26 protein-coding genes and 1 pseudogene are annotated in these 24,355 nt (G+C 54.5%); 14 read left to right on the top strand and 13 right to left on the bottom strand.

All coding sequences use genetic code 11. From position 1 onward, the window contains the following. The first annotated feature begins 40 nt into the window (after positions 1–40). Positions 41–418: a hypothetical protein gene (locus C3708_RS21410; RefSeq protein ID WP_103950202.1), complete on the top strand. Its 378-nt coding sequence runs from the start codon at positions 41–43 to the stop codon at positions 416–418. A gap of 193 nt (positions 419–611) precedes the next feature. Further along, the gene (locus C3708_RS21415; RefSeq protein WP_103950203.1) at positions 612–1,172 is read left to right on the top strand and encodes an Ail/Lom family outer membrane beta-barrel protein; all 561 of its coding nucleotides are present in this window, start codon (positions 612–614) and stop codon (positions 1,170–1,172) included. 70 nt (positions 1,173–1,242) lie between these two features. Here the strand turns inward: C3708_RS21415 and C3708_RS21420 are convergent, their stop codons facing one another. Continuing rightward, the gene (locus C3708_RS21420; protein WP_103950204.1) at positions 1,243–2,130 is read right to left on the bottom strand and encodes a LysR family transcriptional regulator; all 888 of its coding nucleotides are present in this window, start codon (positions 2,128–2,130) and stop codon (positions 1,243–1,245) included. Between the two features lie 98 nt (positions 2,131–2,228). On the opposite strand from C3708_RS21420, the gene C3708_RS21425 reads away from it, so the two are divergent. Beyond that, a complete protein-coding gene (locus C3708_RS21425) occupies positions 2,229–2,831 on the top strand; it encodes a short chain dehydrogenase (RefSeq protein ID WP_095283003.1) in 603 nt (200 codons plus the stop codon). Here the strand turns inward: C3708_RS21425 and C3708_RS21430 are convergent. The 8 genes from C3708_RS21430 to C3708_RS21460 all read right to left on the bottom strand — a co-directional run bounded on the left by C3708_RS21430 (position 2,825) and on the right by C3708_RS21460 (position 11,927). Then, positions 2,825–3,559: a bifunctional 2-polyprenyl-6-hydroxyphenol methylase/3-demethylubiquinol 3-O-methyltransferase UbiG gene (locus C3708_RS21430; RefSeq protein ID WP_103950205.1), complete on the bottom strand. Its 735-nt coding sequence runs from the start codon at positions 3,557–3,559 to the stop codon at positions 2,825–2,827. The genes C3708_RS21425 and C3708_RS21430 overlap by 7 nt on opposite strands. 246 nt (positions 3,560–3,805) lie before the next feature. Beyond that, positions 3,806–3,958: a hypothetical protein gene (locus C3708_RS23735; RefSeq protein WP_158251378.1), complete on the bottom strand. Its 153-nt coding sequence runs from the start codon at positions 3,956–3,958 to the stop codon at positions 3,806–3,808. Positions 3,959–4,087: 129 nt separating this feature from the next. Beyond that, positions 4,088–5,467 carry an amidohydrolase family protein gene (locus C3708_RS21435; protein WP_103950206.1) on the bottom strand — a complete coding sequence of 460 codons (1,380 nt, stop codon included), beginning with the start codon at positions 5,465–5,467 and terminating at the stop codon, positions 4,088–4,090. A 23-nt stretch (positions 5,468–5,490) separates the two neighbouring features. Then, positions 5,491–6,441: a carbamate kinase family protein gene (locus tag C3708_RS21440; protein WP_103950207.1), complete on the bottom strand. Its 951-nt coding sequence runs from the start codon at positions 6,439–6,441 to the stop codon at positions 5,491–5,493. 260 nt (positions 6,442–6,701) lie between these two features. Further along, positions 6,702–8,246, bottom strand: coding sequence for a xanthine permease (locus tag C3708_RS21445; RefSeq protein WP_103950208.1), 1,545 nt, complete (start codon positions 8,244–8,246; stop codon positions 6,702–6,704). Between the two features lie 11 nt (positions 8,247–8,257). Then, positions 8,258–9,673 (bottom strand): DUF1116 domain-containing protein, encoded by a 1,416-nt coding sequence (locus tag C3708_RS21450; RefSeq protein ID WP_174348941.1) that lies wholly within the window; start codon positions 9,671–9,673, stop codon positions 8,258–8,260. Continuing rightward, on the bottom strand, positions 9,673–11,214 hold the full coding sequence (fdrA, locus tag C3708_RS21455) for an acyl-CoA synthetase FdrA (RefSeq protein ID WP_103950209.1): 1,542 nt from the start codon (positions 11,212–11,214) through the stop codon (positions 9,673–9,675). The genes C3708_RS21450 and fdrA overlap by 1 nt, the downstream gene beginning before the upstream one ends. 107 nt (positions 11,215–11,321) lie before the next feature. Next, entirely contained in the window at positions 11,322–11,927 is a 606-nt protein-coding gene (locus C3708_RS21460; protein ID WP_103950214.1) for an ankyrin repeat domain-containing protein, read from the bottom strand. A 368-nt stretch (positions 11,928–12,295) separates the two neighbouring features. On the opposite strand from C3708_RS21460, the gene C3708_RS21465 reads away from it, so the two are divergent. Further along, positions 12,296–13,225 carry a LysR substrate-binding domain-containing protein gene (locus tag C3708_RS21465; RefSeq protein WP_095283010.1) on the top strand — a complete coding sequence of 310 codons (930 nt, stop codon included), beginning with the start codon at positions 12,296–12,298 and terminating at the stop codon, positions 13,223–13,225. Between the two features lie 3 nt (positions 13,226–13,228). Here the strand turns inward: C3708_RS21465 and C3708_RS21470 are convergent, their stop codons facing one another. After that, a complete protein-coding gene (locus C3708_RS21470) occupies positions 13,229–13,387 on the bottom strand; it encodes a YqaE/Pmp3 family membrane protein (RefSeq protein ID WP_095283011.1) in 159 nt (52 codons plus the stop codon). Positions 13,388–13,607: 220 nt separating this feature from the next. Here C3708_RS21470 and C3708_RS21475 point away from each other — a divergent pair, with 220 nt between their 5' ends. Beyond that, positions 13,608–13,787, top strand: coding sequence for a hypothetical protein (locus tag C3708_RS21475; protein WP_095283012.1), 180 nt, complete (start codon positions 13,608–13,610; stop codon positions 13,785–13,787). A gap of 39 nt (positions 13,788–13,826) precedes the next feature. Here C3708_RS21475 and stpA read toward each other — a convergent pair whose 3' ends face one another. Continuing rightward, positions 13,827–14,231 (bottom strand): DNA-binding protein StpA, encoded by a 405-nt coding sequence (gene stpA, locus C3708_RS21480; protein WP_095283013.1) that lies wholly within the window; start codon positions 14,229–14,231, stop codon positions 13,827–13,829. Positions 14,232–14,874: 643 nt separating this feature from the next. Here stpA and alaE point away from each other — a divergent pair. Further along, complete coding sequence (gene alaE / locus C3708_RS21485) at positions 14,875–15,324, top strand: L-alanine exporter AlaE (protein ID WP_095283014.1); 450 nt, start codon at positions 14,875–14,877, stop codon at positions 15,322–15,324. Positions 15,325–15,356: 32 nt separating this feature from the next. On the opposite strand, the gene C3708_RS21490 is transcribed toward alaE, so the two are convergent. Beyond that, positions 15,357–15,701 (bottom strand): DUF2002 family protein, encoded by a 345-nt coding sequence (locus tag C3708_RS21490; protein ID WP_095283015.1) that lies wholly within the window; start codon positions 15,699–15,701, stop codon positions 15,357–15,359. A 160-nt stretch (positions 15,702–15,861) separates the two neighbouring features. Between C3708_RS21490 and C3708_RS21495 the strand changes: the two genes are divergently transcribed. From C3708_RS21495 to proX, 8 genes are all read left to right on the top strand, one after another. Further along, positions 15,862–16,191 carry a DUF883 domain-containing protein gene (locus C3708_RS21495; protein WP_095283016.1) on the top strand — a complete coding sequence of 110 codons (330 nt, stop codon included), beginning with the start codon at positions 15,862–15,864 and terminating at the stop codon, positions 16,189–16,191. Between the two features lie 246 nt (positions 16,192–16,437). Further along, the gene (gene nrdH, locus C3708_RS21500) at positions 16,438–16,692 is read left to right on the top strand and encodes a glutaredoxin-like protein NrdH (RefSeq protein ID WP_095283017.1); all 255 of its coding nucleotides are present in this window, start codon (positions 16,438–16,440) and stop codon (positions 16,690–16,692) included. Then, complete coding sequence (gene nrdI, locus C3708_RS21505; RefSeq protein WP_095283018.1) at positions 16,689–17,099, top strand: class Ib ribonucleoside-diphosphate reductase assembly flavoprotein NrdI; 411 nt, start codon at positions 16,689–16,691, stop codon at positions 17,097–17,099. Before nrdH ends, nrdI begins: the two co-directional genes overlap by 4 nt. Next, positions 17,072–19,216, top strand: a complete 2,145-nt coding sequence (gene nrdE, locus C3708_RS21510; RefSeq protein WP_103950210.1) for a class 1b ribonucleoside-diphosphate reductase subunit alpha — start codon at positions 17,072–17,074, stop codon at positions 19,214–19,216. The genes nrdI and nrdE overlap by 28 nt, the downstream gene beginning before the upstream one ends. A gap of 9 nt (positions 19,217–19,225) precedes the next feature. Continuing rightward, complete coding sequence (nrdF, locus tag C3708_RS21515) at positions 19,226–20,185, top strand: class 1b ribonucleoside-diphosphate reductase subunit beta (protein WP_103950211.1); 960 nt, start codon at positions 19,226–19,228, stop codon at positions 20,183–20,185. A 434-nt stretch (positions 20,186–20,619) separates the two neighbouring features. After that, entirely contained in the window at positions 20,620–21,822 is a 1,203-nt protein-coding gene (gene proV, locus C3708_RS21520) for a glycine betaine/L-proline ABC transporter ATP-binding protein ProV (RefSeq protein ID WP_103950212.1), read from the top strand. After that, a complete protein-coding gene (gene proW, locus C3708_RS21525) occupies positions 21,815–22,882 on the top strand; it encodes a glycine betaine/L-proline ABC transporter permease ProW (RefSeq protein ID WP_095283022.1) in 1,068 nt (355 codons plus the stop codon). Before proV ends, proW begins: the two co-directional genes overlap by 8 nt. 9 nt (positions 22,883–22,891) lie before the next feature. Next, positions 22,892–23,887, top strand: a complete 996-nt coding sequence (gene proX, locus C3708_RS21530; protein ID WP_095283023.1) for a glycine betaine/L-proline ABC transporter substrate-binding protein ProX — start codon at positions 22,892–22,894, stop codon at positions 23,885–23,887. A gap of 120 nt (positions 23,888–24,007) precedes the next feature. Here proX and C3708_RS21535 read toward each other — a convergent pair. After that, positions 24,008–24,355 (bottom strand): annotated as a pseudogene (locus tag C3708_RS21535) (IS481 family transposase); the annotation flags it as partial.

The following is a 24,355-nucleotide window of genomic DNA, read 5'->3' on the forward strand; positions in this document are numbered from 1 at the left end:
ACTTAATATTAAGCCAGATCTGCAGATTAGGGAGTTCAGCATGAAATTATCTCTTGCCGCCACACGATACGGGCTGTCTGGGGCGATTTTGTTGCTCTCTGGCTGCGTGGTGGCGGATATGGATTCGTCCAATTATGCCTACGTTCCGTGGGTTCAGGTCTTCCAGAAACCGGATGCCTCCGGGCGAACCAACGTCTCGCAGCGCAAAGAGGATCTCTACGCCTGCGGCGTTCGTCGGGAAGATAATCTCGATGATAAAAGCTGGGGGCTGAATAGCGCGTATGAAAATGAAACGCCAAAAGAACATCGTGACCGAATGGATAACACGCTAAATTGCATGACGCAAAAAGGCTATAAGGTTTATGGTTTCGATGAATGTGGGCCGCTAAAAAAACCGACCGGATTATGCCCTAATTAAAATTATCCTCCTCCCCTACCAATATAGGGGAGGGATACACCAGGAATATTCCGGTCTTTAAGATTAATCCCCATTTCTTCCCTTGCCAAAAAAAACAACAATTTCACCGCTCCATTTGTCATGGAATATCCATGACGTCTTTGTCGGTTTATCCGGCATGATCACAATAACAACGGCACAAGGATTACGGAAAATGAAAACAATATCTCTGGCGGTATTGGTGGCGGCAAGTCTGGCCAGCGGCGCTGCTCTGGCGGATAACCAAACTGTCTCTGTTGGCTATGCGCAGAGCAAAGTTGAGAACTTTAAAAATATTCGCGGCGTCAACGCACAATATCGCTACGAATGGGATTCCCCGCTGAGCGTGATCGGCTCTTTCACCTATATGAGCGGCAGTGACGATCAGAAATATTATGTCGATTCTGATTCGGTGAAAAATAACATCGACGTGAAATATTACTCGCTGATGGCCGGTCCGGCTTATCGTATTAACGAATATGTTTCGTTATATGCCCTGGGCGGCGTCGCACATACCAAAGCGGATGTGGATACCAAATGGGTGAACGCAGGCGATGGTTATACGCAGAAAGACAGCCTTTCTGAAAAATCGACCTCTTTCGCCTATGGCGCGGGCGTGCAATTCAACCCAACCGCCGAACTGGCGATTAATGTCGGTTATGAAGGCACCAATGCCGATATCGATGGCAGCCATTCCATTAACGGCTGGAACGTAGGTGTGGGTTACCGGTTCTAAGCGGCGTTTGTGCCGGGTGGCGGCTACGCCTTACCCGGCCTACGAGGTCAGTGCGGTATTTTGCAGGGCATTAAACCGCACGAATGCCCTGCAAAATATGCTCAATGTAATGCGTCAATTTCGGTAACGGGCGTAAATCCTGACGCCACAGCATATGCACCGGCCTCGGTTCTGGCGTGTACTTTTCCAGCACGCGGATCAACCGGCCATTCGCCAGCTCTTCCGCCACCAGCACCTCCGGCTGCAACAGCAAACCCGCTCCGGCAACCGCCGCCGTGCGTAATCCATACCCGTCGTTACAGCGCAAAATGGCATCACGTTTCCAGCGCACATCCCCTTCTACACCCGGCAGTCGCCATTCATTGCGCGCGGTCCAGACCGTGTGCGAAAGGCACAAATGATCGACCAGATCGGCAGGCGTTTGCGGCGTTCCGTGCCGCGCCAGATAGTCGGGTGCCGCGCAGATCACCATCCGGTACGGACACAGGTACTTCGCGACCAGATCGTCGTTACGGATATCGCCAATGCGGATCGCCAGATCGAATCCTTCATTGACCATATCGACCATCCGGTTGGTCAGATCGAGTTCAACGCGCACTTCGGGCCAGGCTTGTAAAAACGTCGCCGTGAGCGGAGCGATCACACAACCCCCGAATGAGGTCGGCGCACTGATGCGCAGCGTCCCGGCTGGAGCGGCACGCAAACGCTCGACCGAACTTTCGGCAATTGATACCTGCTCCAGCACCCGTTTCGCTTCATCATAAAATACGCGACCGGCGTCGGTTAAACTCTGACGACGGGTATTGCGCTCCAGCAAACGCGTGCCAAGCTGCGTTTCAAGAAGCTGGATGTATTTCCCGACCATCACCGCCGACATCTCCAGCCGGGCCGCTGCACCGGTAAAACTGCCGCTTTCGACCACGGTAATAAAGGTTTCCATGCCGCGAAGCTTATCCATATTGCAAACCTCTGGTTAGTAATCTTCTAACTTTAGCCCAGTTTATCCGAATTCTGATTTATTAAAGAATGGAGACTCACAACCTGAAGGAGTCTGCTATGAAAATCGTCATTATTGGTGCCAGCGGTACGGTCGGTCGCGCCGTGACCGAAGAGTTGAGCCGTAAACATGAGGTGATCCGCGTCGGTCGCACGCAGGGCGATGAGCAGGTGGATATCACGTCGCAGGAGAGCGTGCAGGCACTGTTCGAAAAAATCGGCCCGGTGGATGCCATCGTGTCTGCCAGCGGCGGCCTGCATTTTGGCCCGCTGGCAACCATGAAAGACAGCGATTTCAACCAGGGCTTGCAGGACAAACTGTTGGGGCAGGTGCGCCTGGCACTCACCGGGCAACATTACCTGAATGAAGGCGGGTCGATTACCTTGATTAGCGGGATCGTGGCCGATGAGCCGATTGCGCAGGGTGTCAACGCCACCACGGTGAACGCCGCGTTGGCCGGATTCGTCCGCGCTGCCGCCTGCGAACTGCCACGCGGAATTCGTATCAACCTGATTAGCCCGACGGTGCTAACCGAATCCGCCGAAGCGTACGACGGATTCTTCCCCGGCTTCGAAAGCGTGCCCGCTGCTCGCGTCGCGCTGGCCTACCGCCGCAGCGTAGAAGGCGTGCAAAGCGGCCAGGTGTACAAAGTCGGTTACTGAGGTTTAACGGCGGCGATCAGCACCAGCATCGGTCGCTCCGCCTCTTCCGCCAGCGCGGGCCAGGCGTCAATCTGCGCCTGCGTTGGGCCCCATTCGTTGACTTCACGAAGCGTTAAGCCTGCTTTTATCAGCGCATTCAGCGTGGTGCCGAGCGTGCGGTGATATTTGATCACCCCATCCGCCAGCCAGTTGCTGACGCGCTGCCCTTCCTGCTGATACTGATTCACGCCCCAGAAACGATCCCCGTTATCATCCGTCAACCACCCCTGGCGCGAGGCGCAGGTGTAGATCGGATGTTCCATCGAAAAGACCAGGCTGCCGCCAGGCTTTAACGCGCGCTGAACATGGCTAAACAATGTATCGAGTTCCGGCAAATAGTGCAGCGCCAGCGAGCTGTAAACCAGGTCGAGACTGTTGTCTGCAAGCGTTAAAGATTCCAGATCGCTGCGTTGATAAGTGATCGCCGGATCGTGAGTTAACTCTGAAGCGCGGGCGAGCATTTTTTCCGAGATATCGACGCCTATCACCTGCGCAGCACCCATTTCGCGCGCGCTACGACAGAACCAGCCGTAACCGCAGCCCAGATCGATGACCGATTTGCCCGACAGGTCGGGCAGCATTTTTTTGAGTACAGGCCATTCCGGTGCGCCGTCCAGCCCCTGTACCGAGCGCGGAAGCTGGGCGTAGCCCTCGAAAAACGCCGGATTGTCGTAGATATTTTGTGCCATCGCAGATCCCTCTTTGTGAATATGCGTAGCAGTATATCGCATGGTATGGGTTTTGTAGGCCGGGTAAGGCATAGCCGCCACCCGGCAGCACGCGGTTGTGCGGACTAAAATGCCCGGTGGCGCTGCGCTTACCGGGCCTACGATTCGTGCTGCTGTTGGTTTTGTAGGCCGGGTAAGGCGTAGCCACCACCCGGCAGCACGCGGCTGTGCGGCCTAAAAGGCCCGGTGGCGCTGCGCTTACCGGGCCTACGGTTCGTGCTGCTGTTGGTTTTGTAGGCCAGGTAAGGCGTAGCCGCCACCCGGCAGCACGCGGCTGTGCGGCCTAAAATGCCCGGTGGCGCTGCGCTTACCGGGCCTACGGTTCGTGCCGCTGTTGGTTTTGTAGGCCGGGTAAGGCATAGCCGCCACCCGGCAGCACGCGGCTGTGCGGACTAAAATGCCCGGTGGCGCTGCGCTTACCGGGCCTACGGTTAGTCCTGCTGTTGGTTTTGTAGGCCGGGTAAGGCGTAGCCGCCACCCGGCGCAACATTAGCTCACGTTACCCCACACCAGATTGCCGTTATGGAACGTGGCGGTACGCGGAGAGATGCGCGCCACGGCTTCTGCGGAACAGGAGGCGTCCACCAGCACAAAGCTGGCGTCATCCTGCGCTTTCGGCCACACGCGCTCGCCTTTATCGTTCAGCGGCAACACGTCGCCAGTGGCAATCCCCAGCGCGCGCGACAGGGTTTGTTCGTTCGGGCGGATATAGAGCTGCGCGTAAAGGTTCGCTTTTTCCAGCATGTCGCCCAGGCCATACGGCGACCAGTGGTCGATCACGCTGTCGGTACCTGTCATCACAAACACGCCTTTATCGCGCAGCTGTTTGAGCGGCATGTGCAGCGTGCCAATCGGCACGGTCGAGGCGATGGTGATTTGCTGTGCCGCCATGCGCGTGGCGATGGCGTCTACCTGCTGCTCGTTGAGCGTCGCCAGCGCAAAGCCGTGGCTGATGGTCAGTTTGCCCTTCAGTTCCGGTGTTTTCTCGACCATCTCGACCATATAATTCACCGCCGCCACGCCTGCCGGGCTGGTTTCGTGCAGATGGATGTCCACGCCCTTGTCGTAATCCAGCGCTATCTGGAACATGGCGTCGAGGGATTTTTCCATCGCGCCGTCGACATTAGTCGGGTCCAGCCCGCCGACGTAGTGCGCCCCGGCCTGCATCGCTTCGCGCATCAGCGGCTCGCATTTAGACAGCAGTAATCCGTGCTGCGGGAAGGCCACGATTTCACAGTCAAAACCGGCTTTACGCCGCGCCAGCACCGCCTGCAGATTTTCCAGATTTTTCAGGCCAGAGGTCGGCTCGATATTGCAGTGGCTGCGGGCGATGGTCGAGCCTTTGGACTGGATCAGATCGATCAGCTTTTCCGCGCGCTCCTGCGTGTAAGGCTGCAGCTCCGGCAGCAATTTTTGCTCAAGGCGGATCATGTCCTGAATCGTCGTTCCCGCCGGGCGATTGAGCGATCGCCACGGGCCGCCGTAGAAGGTTTTGTCCAGATGGATGTGCATGTCGCGCATCGCCGGGAGCATCAGCTTGCCGCCCGCGTTGTAGTGCGAAAGCGTGCTGTCGGCGTGGCTTTTATTGTCGTGCAGAGCGACGATTTTACCGTCTTTAATTTCCAGCGTTTTCAGCTCGGTGCGCGTGCTGGTGGCTACGTCGCCGTCAAAATTAAACCCGGCCTCCAGCAGCACGTTGTCGAGGTAGTAATGTTTCGCAGTGATGTTCATCGGTTTGCCCGTCTCGCAGGTCTCTTTTGCTGTGTCAGCAGCATACGCGACGGAACCGGTCGCGCCAAACAGCGCGCAGGCAGTGACCATTTTGCCGCTCTGGCTGATAAATTCCCGGCGGCTTTTATTCTCTTTCATCTTCTCTTCCTTTTCTGACTTTCTTACGCGTTCACGATGTGGGTGCCGGTCTCTCCGCGCAGCGCCGCAGGCAGGCAATCTGGCGAGGTGATAATGACCCGTTTGCCGCCCTGTTGCAGGAACGCCAGGCTGGCGACAATTTTCGGCAGCATGCTGCCCGCCGGAAAATGGCCCTCTTCCCTGTAGCGCGTCATTTGCGCCACGTTGACGGTGTCGAGCGCCTGCTGGTTCGGCTTGCCAAAATTCACGCACACTTTCTCGACGCCGGTGGTGATCACCAGCACGTCGGCAGAAATTTCACGAGCCAGCAGCGCGGTGGAGAGATCTTTATCAATCACCGCGTCGACGCTTTGATAATCCCCTTCAGCGGTGCGGATCACCGGAATTCCGCCGCCTCCCGCGCCGATCACCACAAAGCCTTTTTGCGTCAGGGTTTTGATGGCATCGGCTTCGACAATGCGCACCGGCTGCGGCGAGGCGACCACGCGACGGTATCCGCGCCCGGAATCTTCGACAAAGTGCCAGTCGGGATGAGCGAGCTGTAGCTCATCGCGTTGAGCTTCGCTGAAAAAGGCACCGATAGGCTTGGTGGGATGGGTAAAACCGGGATCGTTTTGATCCACCTCCACCTGCGTGACTACCGTCACCGCCTTTTGCTCACCGCGCGCGGCGAGACGGTTGTTTAGCGCCTGCTGGATCAGATAGCCGATCCCGCCCTGAGTGTCGGCGACGCAGTTGGCGAGCGGCGTCAGGGGGAGACCTTCGCGCTCGTGGGCGATCTCCGCGCGACGTAAATCGAGGCCCACCTGCGGGCCGTTGCCGTGGGTGAGGACGATGTCGTAGTCGGAGGCGAGCATCTCTAACACCGATTCCGCCACCGCTTTGACTGCCTGCGCCTGATGTTCAATCGACTGGCTGGCGTTATCTTTGATAATGCTGTTGCCACCGATGGCGACGACCATGAGTTCTTTCATGTGTTTTCCTTAGGAATTGTGCGGTCTGGTGCCCTCACCCCGGCCCTCTCCCACAGGGAGAGGGAGAAAAACAGTCGTCCCTCTATCCTAGGGTGAGGGAGAAAACCAGTCCTCCCTCTATCCAGAGGTGAGGGAGAAAACCAGTCCTCCCTCTATCCAGAGGTGAGGGAGAAAACCAGTCCTCCCTCTATCCAGAGGTGAGGAATAAACCAGTTCCCTCTCCCTGTGGGAGAGGGTTAGGGTGAGGGCATCAGGCATTATCAGGACTCTGAAACCGGCGCTGGCGCCTGCGCTACTTCGCGGCTATCCATGATGTGTTTCACCACGAACATCCCGCTCATCATCAGGTACGCGGTGACGAACATCAGCGAACTGCCTTCGGCAAAACCGACCACCGGGGCATGAATCACGCCAAACAGCGCCAGCAGTGCACCGACGGCTGCGGCGATCGCCCCGCGCAACGGTTTATTGAGGATGGCGAAGATGGCGATACAGCCCCACAGCATACTGGCGAGCGGTGCGCCGTTGCCCAGATGCATCAGCCCTTCGTAGTAGATACCTTTGCTGTGCAGCACGTCGGTGCCAATCTTCGCGGCGTTAGTCCCCGCTGCACCCATCACGCTGTTCATCATGGTCAGCGCCCAGTTGGCGATCCACGGGAACAGGCAGATAAAGATGACGGGCACCTCTACTTTAGGCGTTTCCCTCACCACCTGGTTGGCGGTGACCACGCCGATAAACACCAGAATCGGCACGATGGCGGTCATCGGAATGATGGCGAGCATAAAGGCCCCCAGCCCGAACAGCGGCACGATGAACATGGTGACGCCCGACGCCAGGGTGTAGCCGATGCTCGCGCCCATCGCTTTCCATCCCGCGTGGCCGACGTAGACTGTCACCGGGAACGGATTGCCCATCAGACAGCCAAGCATGGAGGCCAGGCCGTTGGCCAGCATCACTTTGCGGGTCGGGTATTCATCCCCTGCCGCGTGGGCGCTTTCGATGTTTTCGAGGTCAAAGATATAGTTCGCCAGCCCCAGCGGGACCGCCGACGCCAGATACGGCAGGGCGTGCGGTAAACCTTGCATGAAACTGTCTATGTGGACTGACGGCGGGTTAAAGCCGAACGAGGACATGGACGCTTTGATCGCTTCCGGGCTTTGCAGGCCGGAGATCCACGCCAGCGCAGTACCGGCAACCAGTAACAACAGGCCGGTCGGAATGCGCGCGAAGATCGGCTTTTTACCAAACCAGTTGATAAAGATCAGCAGCAGCACGATGAAGGAGACCGTCGGCGCTTCGAACGCCTGCAGCATTGGGTTCATCGCCAGCAACAGCAGACCTAAACCGGAGAGGCACGACAGCAGCACGGTACGCGGGATCATCTTGCGAATGGTTTCGCCAAGGAACGAACCGCCCGCCAGAATCATCGCTTCCACGAAGCACCACACCAGACCTATCTGGATGGCAAAATCCGCATCACCAGTCTGCTGATAAACCGGCATAAGTACCAGAAACGTCACGGTGAAAATGGACGGCGCGCTCGGGCCAGACGGCAGCGCCGTCACATCGTTGCGCCCGGTCTGGCGCTGCATTTGCAGGCCAAACCACGTGTAACAGATGCTGGCGACCAGCACCGCCAGCCCGAAGGCTGGCGCGATACGCCCATAAACAATCTCTTTCGGGATGCCGACGACAAAAATGAGCAGCCCCATCATGGTCAACAGATTAGTCAGGTTATTGGTCATGAGCCCGAAATAGGCCGCCCAGTCACCTCTTTTCCACTCCAGTTTCATGCTTTTCATGAATGCTTACCTTATAAAAAGTAGCGATCGCGGAAGGTCAACAGCGCCTTTTCAAAACAGCTAAATGGCGGGTGAACGATGCCCGCCCCAATCATGCCGATCCCGGCGTCTTTGTGGGCGATGGCGGTGTTGATCACCGGCAGAATGCCGCTGGCGGCAACGCGGGTGATATCAATCGCCGTTGGGATGCCCATAAACGAGAGCAGCGGAATGGTGACGTTCGGGTTTTCGCCAAGGGTGATTTCGCGCATCTGGCGCGAGAAGTCGATGGCTTCGTCCACCGTGCCGCCCACCAGCGCGACAATCGCCGGCGCCGTCGCCATCGCAAATCCGCCGATGCCGTAGGTTTCGGTGATGGCGCTGTCGCCGATATCCAGACCGGAATCCTCCGGTTTGTAACCGGCAAACATCGGGCCAATCACCTGCTGCGCCGGGCCGGTAAACCACTGCCCCGGCAGGCCAGAAATGCGCAGGCCAAATTCGTACCCGTTTCGCGCCATCGTCGTGACCACGGTGCTGTACTCGATGCCATGCGCGGCATCCAGCGCGGCTTTGCACATCGCCATCCACGTCGGGCCGGAGAAGTAGTCGCTGCTCGCTACGAACTCGAACACCTGACGCTGCTGCTCTACCGGATAACCGGCCTGAATCAGCCCCGGCGTTAGCGCCTGGATCAACAGCGTGGTGCCTGCGTTGTTGCGGTTGTGGCACTCATCGCCCATGTGCAGCGCCTGAGCCAGCATTAAGCGCAGATCGATTTCGCCGATGATTTTCATCGCATCACGCAGCATCGGGCCGAGCACATCGCGCATCCAGTTCAGGCGATCAATCACGCTTTGATCGTTAGCGCCCATGCGCAGGATTTTCGCCATCTGCTCGCTGAGATTGGTGAACGCACGGTTGCCGTAGGTTTTGTTCTCGACGATGTGCATGAACATCGACGCCGAGGTGACACCCGCCATCGAGCCGACGCAGTCGTGTTCGTGGCACGGCGAGAAGGTGATTTCTCCGGATGCCGCGAGGCGCTCGGCGTCGTCCAGATCGCTTGCCAACCCTTCAAACACCAATGCGCCCGTCACTGCGCCGCGCATTGCGCCGCACATGTTTTGCCACGCCACCGGTGGGCCGGCATGCAGAATGGTGGTGCGAGTCATGCCAGGCACCACGTTGATGGCCTGATCAAAGCCCACCAGCACCGGATGGGACTGAATAATGCGCTCCAGCGCCTGTTTGTTGGCGGCGGCGATTTTTTCGGCAAGCGTGGACTGTGCCAGCTGATCCAGCGCCTCCACCACCTGCATATTGCCCTGCCCCGGCGGCGTCCAGTCGAGCTGCGTGACCGGCACGTGTTGTTTTTTGAGATCGTCGCTGAACATGGCGATACCGACATTAATGACGTTCAGCGGCTGGTTAAATAAGGTTTTCATCAGGCTTTTTCTCCTTTGCAGACAAATTCACGCGCCAGTAATCCGGTATTGGTGCTGCTGCTGGCCCAGATCACACCTGCATTCGTGAGCAACTGGCACTGCTGCGACAGGGACGGGGTATCCAGATCGGTGCCGAGCACGTAGCCGAGGATCTCCAGCGGGCGGTTATCCGCTTTGGCGATAGCCTGCGCCTCTTTGATAGCGTCGATCATCACCCCGACCGGGTCCTCGTGGGAGCCAAAGCCGAGCACGAAATCCATCACGATCACGCCGACTTCCGGGTCGCGCGCCTCCTGCAACAGACGGCTGATGCGGTTGGTCGGGTCGATCATCGGATGCGGTTTGCCGTTGGTGAAATCATCGTCGCCGAAATCAAGGAAGGTATGGGCTTGGCTGACGTTGAGATCGGCCAGCCGTTTGGTCGGATCCGGCTGGATGTTGCTGTAAACGTCGTCGAATTTTTCCAGCGCCGCGAACATCGCTTCGTCGCACAAAGTGCCGCCGCAGAACAGGCCGCGAATGTATTTTTGCTGCGGTGTCAGACGCGTACGGACTTCTTCAATAAGCGGCCAGTTGAGCGGGTGCAGATCCAGCGACTCTTTTTTGATACCGGTGAGGAGGACCGCTTTCAGGGCTGCCTCTTTGGTTCCGCGCGCGAACTGCAGGCCGTCTTCATCGGCGGGCGGTTCGTTGCGCCCGAGGAAACAGACCACCACCGGTTTGCGGCAGGCGCGGGCGCGGGCCAGCACTTTTTCAGCCACTTTTGGCGCAGGCGGTTTAGAGATTAAGGCGATCACCTGGGTGGCCTCGTCGGCTTCCAGCATTTCAATGGCGTCGAGCATCATCAGGCCGCCGATTTTTTCACTTAAATCGCGCCCGCCGGTGCCGATCAATTGCGATATGCCGCCGCCGAATTCATGAATGCGCGCGCTCAGCTCCTGGCTGCCGGTGCCCGACGCGCCCACGATGCCGATCGGTCCGCGACGGACCGCGTTGCCAAAGCACAGCGCGGCGCCATTGATAATGGCAGTGCCGCAGTCCGGGCCCATCATCAGCAGGCCTTTCTCATGCGCCAGCTGCTTGAGCGCCAGTTCGTCATCGAGGCTGACGTTATCAGAGAAGAGCATCACGTTGAGATCGTTTTCCAGCGCCTGGCGCGCTTCGCGGGCGGCAAACAGGCCGTTGACCGAAATCACCGCCAGATTGCTGTCAGGACGATGGGTTTTGGCGCTGGCGAGCGTGGCGAAACGCGCTTCGTGCGCACCGCCGCTCTCTTTGCGGGTAAACAATTCTTCGATGGCCGCCAGGGTTTCGTCATTGGCAGACTCACCTTTAATCACAATCATCAGGTCGCCGTTTTTAGCGTCCTGCAGTTCCGGCGTTAATAAGCCGAGGTTTTTTAATACGCCTTTGTTCATTTCGGTCGCCATCGCCACAAACGCCTGTTCCACACCAGGCAATTTATTGGCTTTGGTCGAAACCGACATCAGCGAAACAGAATCAAAATAAGTGTTCTTTTTAATAACGATTTTGGTGGGCATGTTTCCTCCCGAATGCGGGCAAAAGGGGGCCGCCATCATGATTAAGGCATGATGGTAAACGTGAAAATTTTCAGGTCAGGCAAGCCCGGAAAGGCTTGCCGAATGCATTACGCGCCGGCGGCTAACAGCAGCTCGGCAATGGCGTGATAGCCTTTTTCGCGTGCCAGTTCGAGCGGCGTTTTACCGTATTTGTCGGTCATGTGCGGATTGGCGCCGTGGTCGAGAAGTAATTTGACGATCTCCTGCTGTTTCGGGCCGCCATCGTTGAGCACGATCGCTTCCAGCAGCGGCGTCCAGCCGACAAAGTTGGTGTGATTGACGTTGATATCTGTGCGGGTCAACAGTTCGCGGACAATTTCCACGTGACCTTTTTCACTGGCAGGCGTAATACCCACGCCGCCAAAACGCGACAGACGATCCAAGTCCGGATTCGCGGGCAGGATAATGCGCAGCAGAGTTAGGTCGTTCGTCAGGCAGCTGATTAAGAACGGATTGAAACAGGTCTGATCCTGTTTATCGATATCCGCACCGGCGGAAATAAGAAATTCAACGCAAGGATAATGCTTTTTGAGGCTGGCAGTAATAATGGCGGTTCTTTTCTGGCGATTGGTGGCGTTGATATCCACGCCTTTTTCCAGACAGGCTTTAAGTGCATCCAGATTGCCCTGCTCTGCCGCCAGCAGAAATTCAGTAACGAGTTCATTTGCAGACATATTCAGACTCCGATTTTTCATTTCTGATGACCTGAGAATAGCAACAGCCCAGGGATAAAAGAATCCGCTTAAATTTCATTCATCGTAAGCACATTGATTGTTGAATCAAAATCAACAGTTGAGTCAAAACGTGCGTCGGTGCAATGTTTTTCTTATCTTTCGAGCGCTTTTTCCGCACAGAAGTGCTTTCTGCTTATGGCTCAACACGCCTTTACTGGCGCGGCCTGAAACAAAATCACAGAAGTGTGATTGCGCTCAAATGAGTTGTAACCGCAGTGTTAAATACTGTTCAAAACTGATTGCCGTTTGGGTGGATTACAAATAGATTCAACAATACCGCCGAAGCTGTTGGCATAAGAGAGTGAGCCATGAATTCTATTTTCACTGAAGAGAACCTGCTGGCTTTTACCGCTGCGGCGCGCTTCGGCAGCTTCAGTAAAGCGGCAGACGAACTGGGCGTGACGACATCCGCGATAAGTTACACCATCAAACGGATGGAGACCGGGCTGGACGTCGTACTGTTCGTGCGTAATACCCGCAGTATCGAACTGACGGAATCCGGATTTTACTTTTATCGTAAAGCGACGGATTTGCTTAATGATTTTCACGCCATCAAACGCGGGATTGATACCATTTCACAGGGCATCGAAGCGCGGGTACGCATTTGTATTAACCAGCTTTTATATACGCCGCGCCATACCGCGAGACTGTTGCAGGTATTAAAAAAACAGTTCCCGACCTGCCAGATCACGGTCACCACCGAGGTGTATAACGGCGTGTGGGATTCGATTATTAATAACCAGGCGAATATTGCCATTGGTGCGCCAGATACGCTGCTCGACGGCGGTGGGATTGATTACACGGAGATTGGCGCGATTCGATGGGTGTTCGCCATCTCTCCCCAGCATCCGCTGGCATTTTCCCCGGAGCCTATTGCCGAGAGCCAGCTGCGCCTTTACCCGAATATCATGGTTGAGGATACGGCGCACACGATCAATAAAAAAGTGGGATGGTTGCTGCACGGGCAGGAGGCGATTCTGGTGCCGGACTTTAACACCAAATGCCAGTGTCAGATTCTTGGCGAAGGGATTGGCTTTTTACCGGAACATATGGCGCGGGAAGCGGTGGAAGAAGGCCTGCTGGTGACGCGGCGGATTAACAATCCCCGTCAGGATTCCCGCATGTTGCTGGCAACACAACATGCGGCGACCGGCCAGGTAACCCGCTGGATCAAACAGCAGTTTGGGCCTCAAGGCGTCCTGACCGGGGTTTATAGCGATTTATTGTGGCGAGATTAACGTTTAATCGCGGGACTGCACCCAGAAAGCATGAATAAGCCCCGGAATGTAACCCAAAAGAGTCAGAACGATATTAAGAATAAACGCCCAGCCGAAGCCTTTGCCAAGCAATACGCCCAGCGGTGGGATAAGAATAGTAAAAACGATACGCCAGAAACCCATACATTCTCCATACAAGCTAAACAGGTAATTGTTAAAAAAGATAATTTATCTTTAAGCGTAGTGAGTTTACCGTGGCCTGCCATTCCGCTCGCGAGCTTTTACGCTCCTTTACCCTCTTTACAATCGCACAGACTGGCGAATAAGAGGTATTCGCGCGTTAAGCCTGTACCCTGCTGGCGACGTGGGCTAAGGTAAGAAACACCAAAATGAGGAGGTCACTATGTTTACTGTTGGAGATCTTGTGCAGCCACGTATGGGCGGCCCAAAACTGAAAGTGGTTGAAGTCCATGAGGATCAGATTGTTGCCGTGCAGGCAAGCAATGAGCAAGGCGAGAAATTTACGCTGAAGGCGGCGGATGTGGCGCTGTATAAAGAAGACGGCGATTTCGGCGTCTGCTGAAAGCTCAGGGCGGTGCAATACCGCCCTGATGTAAACCACTTAGATCAGGAAATCATCCAGTGATTGACCGTTTGCCAGCGCATTCGCGATAGGCTTAGGGGTGCGGCCCTGACCGGTCCAGGTTTTTTCTTCACCGTTAACGTCAGTAAAACGATATTTCGCTTCACGTGCCTGACGTTTTTGCGGCTGGCTGGCGCCTTTCAGTACGTCTTTACCCAGCAAATCTTCCGGAGAAATACCGTCTGCTTTCATCAGCTCCAACAGCGCATTAATTTTCTGCTGCTGTTCAGCCTGCTGGCTCTGCATTTCATCTTGCTCATTACGTTTTTCTTCCGTAACGATGCGGAATTTTTCCAGCATTTCTTCAAGCACATCTATAGAGAATTCACGCGCCATTGCGCGAAGGGTACGGATATTATTAAGATTTTGTAACATTGAAGACATATTACTGAAGACCTTTTATGAGTTGATTCAATGAGCAATAGTTCAATATGGTAATCCACTTTACTTTGAATATCCAGCGAGATTCCTCCCAGACTTTTATTAAGGACATTCAAAAATATTTAATTAATTATCCTTACCTTTATTTGCATTCCCCACAATATTGCATTTGTTTATCACACTATTTGTTTTCAAAATGGCGTGTATGGGGGGAAAGACCACGGTTTCGTTTACATAGATGAATAATCATTCACGTGTTAAGCATAGTAAAACAGATCCCATATCAGAATAATTCACCATTAAATGGGCCTTAATAGAACATTAATCACAGACTGCCTGATTTTTATACAACTTAGAGCAGCGTCTGCTGAGAGGGATGCCTTTGCGGCTTGTATCGCAGCGCAAAATACAACTAACACATTGATTTTAAATGTCAATTAATACCGAGAGACACAAAATATCAGGCCGGGTGAAATGCAGACACTTTTAGAGCATTTTATCGACAAAAGGCCATTAAATAAAAATAAATCACTAATTGTGACTTTCAAGGCAGAGATATACTCTATACACGTTAAATAAACCAACCTAAAGCACCGTTCGCTGCGGGTAAAATTTCTGTTTTGTGGTTTTCTCAAGGAGTTTGGACATGTTCTCACCGCAGTCTCGCCTGCGTCACGCAGTTGCAGACACTTTCGCGATGGTTGTCTACTGTTCCGTTGTGAACATGGCGATCGAGATATTCCTCTCCGGAATGTCGTTTGAACAGTCACTTTCTTCCAGACTGGTCGCTATTCCAGTCAACATTCTTATTGCATGGCCGTATGGATTTTACCGTGATGCGGTGATGCGCGTGGCGCGTCGCTTTAGCCCGTCCGGATGGATGAAAAACCTGGCGGACGTGCTGGCTTACGTCACCTTCCAGTCTCCGGTATATGTGGCTATTTTACTGACGGTCGGCGCAGACTGGCATCAGATTGCTGCAGCTGTCAGCTCAAATATTGTGGTGTCGATGTTGATGGGCGCCGTCTATGGCTACTTCCTCGATTACTGCCGCCGCCTGTTTAAAGTCAGCCAGTATCATCGGTCTCAGGCGTAACGTGCTGCGACTGGCCGACGCCAGTCGCGGATTTATTGCGGTTCGCCAAACAAACCTTGCAGAAATCGCTCCAGCGCCATGCGGGAGCTAAAACCGTGCGGAATACCGTAGTGCTGGTGCCGTTCACCCGCTAAGTACAGCGGGAATTGCTCGTAATGATCGCAGGTTTTGATATCTGTGGCCGGCTCAGCAAACGACAAACTGCGGTCTTTTAGCGTGGGATGAATAATCAGCGCAGTGCGCCCCATTCGGGCTTCGCGGTTAACATAAACATAATTATCGCCACGGCGATATCCGTATGTTTTTTGAGTCACTGCATCCATGATGAAACCCGCTTTTTCAAGAACGCGTGCCACCTCATCGGGTCGTAAATACATATTTTATCCTCGTTATCTTTTCCTGCGGGCCAACCTTACAATATTCAGCATTAGCAACGCTTTCAGATAAATCCATAAAGGCCACGATATGTCGTGACTCGCTTCAGATATTAAAATCCTGGGCTAAACTGAGTATGAACGCAAAATTATGGAGGATCGTATGTTTAACAGACCGAACCGAAACGATATTAATGACGACGCTCAGGATATTCGTAACGATGTCAGCCAATTAGCGGACACACTGGAAGATGTGTTGAAATCCTGGGGCTCAGATGCAAAGGATGAGGCGGATGTCGCCAGACGTAAGGCTCAGTCTCTGCTGCGTGAAACCCGCGCCCGGATGAATGGCCGCTCGCGCACATCGCAAGCCGCCTGCGACGCCATTGGCTGTGCCAGTAGTTTCGTTCGCGATAAACCGCTGTATGCCGTGGGGACTGTCGCTGCGGTGGGGATTTTTATCGGTGCCCTGCTAACGCTGCGTAATAAATAACCCTTAAACGCATCATGCATGACCCTCGTTCGCTCTGGCGTTCGGGGGTTTTTATTTTTTTTGGTCAATAAACAACCAAAACCCTTGCACGGCCCGCCCCTCCTCACTTTGACTCGCATCGAGGAAAAATCACGCCATAAATCCCATATCTTGTATGGTTGAAACTTACATCAACTACATCTAGTATTCCTTTTAGCCAGACACCTACAACCCGACGCGTTCAATCGCGCCGTTCCTTCATTCTAAATGGAAATACGAATCATGAGCATTACTATTTACACTCGTAACGACTGCGTTCAGTGTCACGCCACTAAACGAGCAATGGAAAGCCGTGGCGTCGAGTTTGAGATGGTGAATGTGGACTTACAGCCCGATGCGGCAGATACCCTGCGTGCGCAAGGATTCCGTCAGCTTCCGGTGGTGATCGCCGGGGAAACCAGCTGGTCAGGCTTTCGCCCGGACATGATTAACCGCCTGCAAACTCAGGCCGCCAGCGCATGAGTCTGCTCGTCTACTTTTCCAGCAGCTCGGAAAATACGCTGCGCTTTATCGAGCGCGTCGGGCTGCCCGCCGTGCGCATTCCGCTCAACGAGCGCGAGCGTATTCAGGTAGACGAACCTTATATTCTGGTGGTCCCAAGCTATGGCGGCGGTGGGACGGCGGGCGCGGTGCCCCGTCAGGCGATCCGCTTTCTTAATGATCCCCATAACCGAGCGCTGATTCGCGGCGTGATCGCGGCAGGTAATCGCAACTTTGGCGATGCATTTTGCCGCGCCGGGGATGTTATCTCTCAAAAGTGCGGCGTGCCGTATCTCTATCGTTTTGAACTGATGGGGACACAGCAGGACGTAGAAAACGTGCGTAAAGGAGTGAACGAATTTTGGCAACGACAACCGCAGAACGCGTAATGCAGGGATCGACGGATTACCACGCCCTGAACGCGATGCTAAACCTCTACGATCGCGAGGGGCATATTCAATTTGGCAAAGATCATGAGGCGGTGGACGCCTTTTTTGCCGCCCACGTCCGTCCGAACATGGTGCCATTTGCCAGCCAGCAGGCGCGGCTCGACTACCTGGTCAACGAAGGCTATTACGAAGAGCGGGTGCTGACGCGCTACGATCGCGCCTTTGTAGTGAGCCTGTTTGAATGCGCACACGCCAGCGGTTTTCGTTTTCAGACCTTCCTCGGCGCCTGGAAATACTACACCAGCTATACGCTCAAAAGCTTCGACGGCAAACGCTATCTGGAAAGTTTTGAAGATCGCGTGTGCATGGTGGCTTTAACGCTGGCGCAGGGTGATGAAGCCCTGGCGCAGCAGCTGACGGATGAGATCCTTTCCGGTCGATTCCAGCCCGCTACGCCGACGTTCCTCAACTGCGGTAAAGCGCAGCGCGGTGAGCTGGTCTCCTGTTTCCTGCTGCGCATCGAAGACAATATGGAGTCGATTGGACGCGCGGTGAACTCGGCTCTGCAACTCTCCAAACGCGGCGGCGGCGTGGCGTTTTTGCTGTCGAATCTGCGGGAATCCGGTGCGCCCATTAAGCGCATCGAGAATCAGTCTTCGGGAGTGATCCCGGTGATGAAAATGCTGGAAGATGCGTTCTCGTATGCCAATCAGCTGGGAGCGCGTCAGGGTGCGGGCGCGGTCTATCTTCACGCCCATCACCCGGACATTCTGCGTTTCCTCGATACCAAACGCGAAAACGCCGACGAAAAAATCCGTATCAAAACCCTGTCGCTTGGCGTGGTAATCCCCGATATCACTTTCCAGCTGGCGAAAGAGAATGCCGAGATGGCCCTCTTCTCGCCGTACGACATTGAGCGCATCTACGGCAAGCCTTTTGGCGATGTGGCGATTAGCGAGCTGTATGACGAGCTGGTTGCCGACGAACGTATTCGCAAAAAATACATCAACGCCCGCGATTTCTTCCAGACCCTGGCTGAAATCCAGTTTGAATCCGGCTATCCGTACATCATGTATGAAGATACGGTGAACCGCGCCAATCCGATTGCCGGGCGCATCAATATGAGCAACTTGTGCTCGGAGATTTTGCAGGTCAACAGCGCGTCGACGTACGACGAGAATCTGGATTATGCCGACACAGGCAAAGATATCTCCTGCAATCTCGGCTCACTGAATATTGCCCACACTATGGATTCGCCGAATTTTGGCCGCACCGTTGAAACCGCCATTCGCGGCCTGACGGCGGTGTCGGACATGAGCCACATCCGCAGCGTGCCGTCGATTGAAGTCGGGAATACCGCGTCCCACGCCATCGGACTGGGGCAGATGAATTTGCACGGTTATCTGGCTCGCGAAGGGATTTTTTACGGTAGCGCGGAAGGACTGGATTTCACCAACCTCTATTTCTACACCATCACCTGGCATGCGCTGCATACCTCGATGATGCTGGCCCGCGAGCGCAACCAGCGCTTCGCCGGGTTTGAGCAGTCGCGCTACGCCAGCGGGGAGTATTTTAATCAGTATCTGGAAAGCGACTGGCAGCCGAAAACCGACAAAGTGCGCGCGCTGTTTGCCCGGGCCGGAGTCTCGCTTCCAACGCGCGAGATGTGGCAACAGCTGCGCGCCGACGTGATGCAGTACGGCATCTATAACCAGAACCTACAGGCGGTGCCGCCGACCGGGTCAATTTCGTATATCAACCATGCGACGTCGAGCATTCACCCGATCGTTTCAAAAATCGAAATTCGCAAGGAAGGCAAAACCGGGCGCGTGTACTACCCCGCCCCGTTTATGACCAACGAAAATCTGGCGCTGTATCAGGATGCGTATGAAATCGGTCCGGAGAAGATTATTGATACCTACGCCGAGGCCACGCGACATGTGGATCAGGGGCTGTCGCTGACACTGTTCTTCCCCGATACCGCCACCACCCGTGATATTAACAAGGCGCAAATTTACGCCTGGAAAAAAGGCATCAAGACCCTGTACTACATTCGCCTGCGTCAGCTTGCGCTGGAAGGCACCGAAATTGAAGGCTGCGTGTCCTGCGCGCTGTAAGGAGAAAGGATGAAACTGTCACGCGTCAGTGCCGTTAACTGGAATAAGATTCAGGACGATAAAGACCTGGAGGTGTGGAACCGGCTGACCAGTAATTTTTGGCTGCCGGAAAAGGTGCCACTGTCGAACGATATTCCGGCGTGGGCCACGCTCAGCCAAGCCGAACAACAGCTGACAATCCGTGTATTTACCGGATTAACGCTGCTCGACACTATCCAGAACACCGTCGGCGCACCGGCGCTGATGGCCGATTCGCTGACCCCGCACGAAGAGGCGGTGATGTCGAATATCAGTTTTATGGAGGCGGTTCACGCTCGCTCGTACAGTTCGATTTTCTCGACGCTGTGCCAGACCAAAGATGTGGATGCAGCTTATACCTGGAGCGAAGAGAGCGCCTCGTTGCAGCGTAAAGCGCAGCTGGTGCTGGAGTATTATCAGGCCGATGAGCCACTGAAGAAGAAAATCGCCAGCGTGTTTCTGGAATCGTTCCTCTTTTATTCCGGCTTCTGGCTGCCGATGTACTGGTCGAGTCGCGGTAAGCTCACCAACACCGCCGATTTGATTCGCCTGATCATCCGCGATGAGGCAGTGCATGGGTATTACATTGGGTATAAGTATCAGAAAGGGCTGGAGAAAATCAGCGAGGTGAAGCGCGAAGAGCTGAAAGGGTTTGCGCTGGATTTGCTGATGGATCTCTATGATAACGAGCTGAACTATACCGAAGAGTTGTACGCTGGAACGGGCTGGGAAGAGGACGTGAAAGCGTTTCTCTGTTACAACGCCAATAAGGCGCTGATGAATCTCGGCTACGAGGCGCTTTTCCCACCGGAAATGGCGGCAGTGAACCCAGCGATTCTGGCAGCGCTCTCGCCAAATGCCGACGAAAACCACGATTTCTTCTCGGGTTCCGGGTCGTCTTATGTGATGGGTAAAGCGGTGGAAACGGAGGATGAGGACTGGGATTTTTAGATAAGTCTTTCCCCCTCACCTAACCCTCTCCCCAAACGGGAGAGGGGACTGTTCGGTGCGGTCTTTTCCCCCTCGCCCCTTTGGGGAGAGTACCGGGGTGAGGGGAAAATAACGAATCTGAATTTAATATAAACTCCACTTCCTTTCCCATAAATATCCCCCATCATCTATACTGTAATTCCAGCGTCATATTCTCCTGAATTATTCCGATTCAGAAGAAATTCCCCGACCCTGCGGCAAAAAATCTCAGAAAAATTCAACACCCGCTCAGCCCTTTCCTCATGGGAAATTCAGACGATTCGCTAATGGCAAAATTCGTGCCACAGACGCCGCAAGGGTTGTCTCAGATTCTCAGTATGTTAGGGTATGGCCAGTTCATTATTTTTAATGGTATTCATATCGACGCTAATAAATAACGGGAATGACTCTATTGCATGGCAATTAAATTAGAAGTTAAAAATCTCTATAAAGTATTTGGCGAGCATCCACAGCGCGCATTCAAATATATTGAAAAAGGACTTTCAAAAGAACAAATCCTGGAAAAGACAGGATTATCCCTTGGCGTTAAAGACGCCAGTCTGGCAATTGAAGAAGGCGAGATTTTCGTCATCATGGGGTTATCCGGTTCGGGTAAATCCACTATGGTTCGCCTTCTCAATCGCCTGATTGAACCCACCCGCGGACAGGTGCTGATTGATGGCGTGGATATCGCCAAAATATCTGACACCGAGCTTCGTGAGGTGCGCAGGAAAAAGATTGCGATGGTCTTTCAGTCATTCGCGCTAATGCCACATATGACGGTACTGGATAATACCGCTTTCGGTATGGAATTAGCAGGAATCCCTGCAGCTATTCGCCAGGAAAAAGCACTGGATGCATTACGTCAGGTGGGCCTGGAAAATTATGCCCACGGCTATCCTGATGAACTTTCTGGCGGTATGCGCCAGCGCGTCGGTTTAGCCCGCGCATTAGCCATTAATCCCGATATCTTATTAATGGATGAGGCCTTCTCTGCGCTTGATCCTTTAATTCGTACTGAGATGCAGGATGAGCTGGTAAAACTGCAGGCAAAACATCAACGCACCGTGGTATTTATTTCCCACGATCTTGATGAAGCGATGCGTATAGGCGACAGAATTGCCATTATGCAAAACGGCGAAGTGGTGCAAGTGGGCACGCCGGATGAAATTCTTAATAATCCGGCAAATGATTATGTCCGCACCTTCTTCCGTGGCGTGGATATTAGCCAGGTATTTAGCGCTAAGGATATTTCCCGTCGCGCGCTGGAAGGTATTATCCGCCGCACGCCAGGTTTTGGGCCGCGTTCCGCGCTGAAACTGTTGCAGGATGAAGACCGCGAATATGGCTATGTGATTGAACGCGGTAATAAGTTTGTTGGCATTGTCTCCATCGACTCTCTGAAACACGCGCTCAGCGAAAATCAGGGAATCGATGCGGCGTTACTCGACGCTCCGCTTGCCGTGGACGCCGAAACGCCGCTCAGCGAGTTGCTCTCTCATGTAGGCCAGGCGCCGTGCGCGGTCCCGGTCGTCGGAGAAGAACAACAGTACGTCGGCATCATCTCAAAACGCATGCTGCTGCAGGCTTTAGATCGCGAGGGAACAAACAATGGCTGATCAATCAAACCCGTGGGGAACCACAGAGGCGGCGGACAGCGCCGCGCAATCCGCAGATGCCTGGGGTTCTTCTGCGCCCGCACCGGCTGACGGCGGCGGTGCGAGCGACTGGCTCACCAGCGCGCCCGCTCCAGCACCGGAACATTTCAATATTATGGACCCGTTCCATAAGACGCTGATCCCGCTGGATAGCTGGGTGACCGAAGGCATCGACTGGGTGGTCACCCACTTCCGTCCGGTGTTCCAGGGCATTCGCGTCCCGGTGGACTACATCCTGAATGGCTTCCAGCAGATGATGCTGGGTATGCCGGCACCTGTTGCCATCATTCTGTTTGCGCTGATTGCCTGGCAGTTCGGCAGTGCAGGAATGGGGATCGCAACGCTGATTTCATTGATTGTGATTGGCGCAATTGGCGCCTGGTCGCAGGCGATGATTACTCTGGCACTGGTGCTCACCGCCCTGCTGTTCTGCGTAGTCATCGGCTTGCCGATGGGGATCTGGCTGGCGCGGAGTCCGAAGGCGGCGAAAATAATACGTCCACTGCTGGATGCGATGCAGACCACACCAGCATTTGTCTATCTGGTACCAATCGTCATGCTGTTTGGGATCGGTAACGTACCGGGCGTGGTGGTAACGATTATCTTCGCCCTGCCGCCTATTATCCGTCTGACCATTCTGGGGATTAACCAGGTCCCAGCCGACTTGATTGAAGCTTCGCGTTCGTTCGGCGCAAGCCCGCGCCAGATGTTATTCAAAGTGCAGCTTCCGCTGGCGATGCCCACCATTATGGCGGGTGTGAACCAGACGCTGATGCTCGCCCTGTCGATGGTCGTTATTGCGTCGATGATCGCCGTTGGCGGACTCGGTCAGATGGTACTGCGCGGCATCGGTCGTCTCGATATGGGGCTGGCCACCGTGGGCGGCGTTGGGATCGTTATCCTCGCCATTATTCTTGACCGTCTGACTCAGGCTGTCGGTCGCGATTCACGCAGTCGCGGCAACCGTCGCTGGTACAGCACCGGCCCGATCGGGTTGATGACCCGTCCATTCATTAAATAAGGAACAACGATGCGACATAACATCCTTTTTGCCACAGCGTTTGCCACCCTTGTATCCTCCAGCGCATTTGCCGCTGATTTGCCGGGCAAAGGCGTGACCGTTCAACCGATTCAGAGCACTATTTCTGAAGAATCCTTCCAGACCATGCTGGTCAGCCGCGCACTGGAAAAGCTGGGCTACACGGTCAATAAAGCCAGCGAAGTGGATTACAACGTCGGCTATACCTCGATTGCCTCTGGCGATGCGACTTTTACCGCCGTGAACTGGCAACCGCTGCACGATGATATGTATGCCGCAGCGGGCGGAAATAAGAAGTTTTACCGCGAAGGCACTTTTGTGACTGGCGCAGCACAGGGTTATCTGATCGACAAGAAAACCGCCGATCAATACCACATCACCAATATCGAGCAGCTTAAAGATCCGAAGATCGCCAAACTGTTCGATACCAACGGTGACGGTAAAGCCGACATGATGGGCTGTTCACCAGGCTGGGGCTGTGAGGCGGTGATTAATCACCAGAACAAAGCTTTCGACCTGGAGAAAACCGTCGATGTGAGCCACGGTAACTACTCTGCGATGATGGCCGATACCATTGCCCGCTTTAAAGAAGGCAAACCGATTATTTACTACACCTGGACGCCGTACTGGGTCAGCGATGTAATGAAACCGGGTAAAGACGTGGTGTGGCTGCAGGTGCCATTCTCTTCCCTGCCAGGCGAGCAGAAGGACATCGACACCAAACTGCCGAACGGCATGAACTATGGTTTCCCGGTGAACACCATGCATATCGTTGCCAACAAAGCCTGGGCTGAGAAAAACCCGGCGGCGGCGAAATTGTTCTCGGTAATGAAATTGCCACTGGCGGATATCAACGCCCAGAATGCGATGATGCACGCAGGCAAATCATCTGAAGCGGATGTCCAGGGTCACGTTGACGGCTGGATCAAAGCCCACCAGCAGCAGTTTGACAGCTGGGTGAATGAGGCGCTGGCAGCGCAGAAGTAAGGTTTTCCCCTCACCCCGGCCCTCTCCCAAAGGGAAAGGGGGATTAAATTCCCTCTCCCCGTGGGAGTGTACGGTCCGGGGACATGGTAGACAGGTGTTCGGGGACATGGTGAACACTATTTAACATCCTTTACCCATGGTGATCGACTTTTTCTTCAGGTCGATCACCCCCACTTTCGTGCTGTACCACCACACCTCATAACAGCCATCTTCAGCCCCTTCCTTCAGTCCCACATATTCGCCCCTGAACGCTTTTCCTGCCTTCAGCGTTACCCCTCTCAGGCTCAGTTTTCCGCTGATATCCACTTTCCTGACCATCACGCCCTCGTCGTATTCCGGGAGTTCAGCGTGACTGTTGTACTGCCGCGCTGATGGCTGATACCGCGAAGCGGGCACTGCCATATCCAGCGAGGTGTGCGGCCGTTCAAGGTTATAGACGTTGCGCCAGTGGTCAAAGGCACGCTGCAG

This window comes from Lelliottia sp. 7254-16 (genome assembly GCF_002922995.1).
In the GTDB taxonomy this organism is placed as follows: Bacteria; Pseudomonadota; Gammaproteobacteria; order Enterobacterales; family Enterobacteriaceae; genus Enterobacter; species Enterobacter jeotgali.

What these genes read in the sequence shown, in the direction of transcription:
- C3708_RS21410 (WP_103950202.1), top strand. Translation starts at nt 41, where the DNA reads ATGAAATTATCTCTTGCCGCCACACGATACGGGCTGTCTGGGGCGATT.
- C3708_RS21415 (WP_103950203.1), top strand. Translation starts at nt 612, where the DNA reads ATGAAAACAATATCTCTGGCGGTATTGGTGGCGGCAAGTCTGGCCAGC.
- C3708_RS21420 (WP_103950204.1), bottom strand. Translation starts at nt 2,130, where the DNA reads ATGGATAAGCTTCGCGGCATGGAAACCTTTATTACCGTGGTCGAAAGC.
- C3708_RS21425 (WP_095283003.1), top strand. Translation starts at nt 2,229, where the DNA reads ATGAAAATCGTCATTATTGGTGCCAGCGGTACGGTCGGTCGCGCCGTG.
- C3708_RS21430 (WP_103950205.1), bottom strand. Translation starts at nt 3,559, where the DNA reads ATGGCACAAAATATCTACGACAATCCGGCGTTTTTCGAGGGCTACGCC.
- C3708_RS23735 (WP_158251378.1), bottom strand. Translation starts at nt 3,958, where the DNA reads ATGCCTTACCCGGCCTACAAAACCAACAGCGGCACGAACCGTAGGCCC.
- C3708_RS21435 (WP_103950206.1), bottom strand. Translation starts at nt 5,467, where the DNA reads ATGAAAGAGAATAAAAGCCGCCGGGAATTTATCAGCCAGAGCGGCAAA.
- C3708_RS21440 (WP_103950207.1), bottom strand. Translation starts at nt 6,441, where the DNA reads ATGAAAGAACTCATGGTCGTCGCCATCGGTGGCAACAGCATTATCAAA.
- C3708_RS21445 (WP_103950208.1), bottom strand. Translation starts at nt 8,246, where the DNA reads ATGAAAAGCATGAAACTGGAGTGGAAAAGAGGTGACTGGGCGGCCTAT.
- C3708_RS21450 (WP_174348941.1), bottom strand. Translation starts at nt 9,673, where the DNA reads ATGAAAACCTTATTTAACCAGCCGCTGAACGTCATTAATGTCGGTATC.
- fdrA (WP_103950209.1), bottom strand. Translation starts at nt 11,214, where the DNA reads ATGCCCACCAAAATCGTTATTAAAAAGAACACTTATTTTGATTCTGTT.
- C3708_RS21460 (WP_103950214.1), bottom strand. Translation starts at nt 11,927, where the DNA reads ATGTCTGCAAATGAACTCGTTACTGAATTTCTGCTGGCGGCAGAGCAG.
- C3708_RS21465 (WP_095283010.1), top strand. Translation starts at nt 12,296, where the DNA reads ATGAATTCTATTTTCACTGAAGAGAACCTGCTGGCTTTTACCGCTGCG.
- C3708_RS21470 (WP_095283011.1), bottom strand. Translation starts at nt 13,387, where the DNA reads ATGGGTTTCTGGCGTATCGTTTTTACTATTCTTATCCCACCGCTGGGC.
- C3708_RS21475 (WP_095283012.1), top strand. Translation starts at nt 13,608, where the DNA reads ATGTTTACTGTTGGAGATCTTGTGCAGCCACGTATGGGCGGCCCAAAA.
- stpA (WP_095283013.1), bottom strand. Translation starts at nt 14,231, where the DNA reads ATGTCTTCAATGTTACAAAATCTTAATAATATCCGTACCCTTCGCGCA.
- alaE (WP_095283014.1), top strand. Translation starts at nt 14,875, where the DNA reads ATGTTCTCACCGCAGTCTCGCCTGCGTCACGCAGTTGCAGACACTTTC.
- C3708_RS21490 (WP_095283015.1), bottom strand. Translation starts at nt 15,701, where the DNA reads ATGTATTTACGACCCGATGAGGTGGCACGCGTTCTTGAAAAAGCGGGT.
- C3708_RS21495 (WP_095283016.1), top strand. Translation starts at nt 15,862, where the DNA reads ATGTTTAACAGACCGAACCGAAACGATATTAATGACGACGCTCAGGAT.
- nrdH (WP_095283017.1), top strand. Translation starts at nt 16,438, where the DNA reads ATGGAAATACGAATCATGAGCATTACTATTTACACTCGTAACGACTGC.
- nrdI (WP_095283018.1), top strand. Translation starts at nt 16,689, where the DNA reads ATGAGTCTGCTCGTCTACTTTTCCAGCAGCTCGGAAAATACGCTGCGC.
- nrdF (WP_103950211.1), top strand. Translation starts at nt 19,226, where the DNA reads ATGAAACTGTCACGCGTCAGTGCCGTTAACTGGAATAAGATTCAGGAC.
- proV (WP_103950212.1), top strand. Translation starts at nt 20,620, where the DNA reads ATGGCAATTAAATTAGAAGTTAAAAATCTCTATAAAGTATTTGGCGAG.
- proW (WP_095283022.1), top strand. Translation starts at nt 21,815, where the DNA reads ATGGCTGATCAATCAAACCCGTGGGGAACCACAGAGGCGGCGGACAGC.
- proX (WP_095283023.1), top strand. Translation starts at nt 22,892, where the DNA reads ATGCGACATAACATCCTTTTTGCCACAGCGTTTGCCACCCTTGTATCC.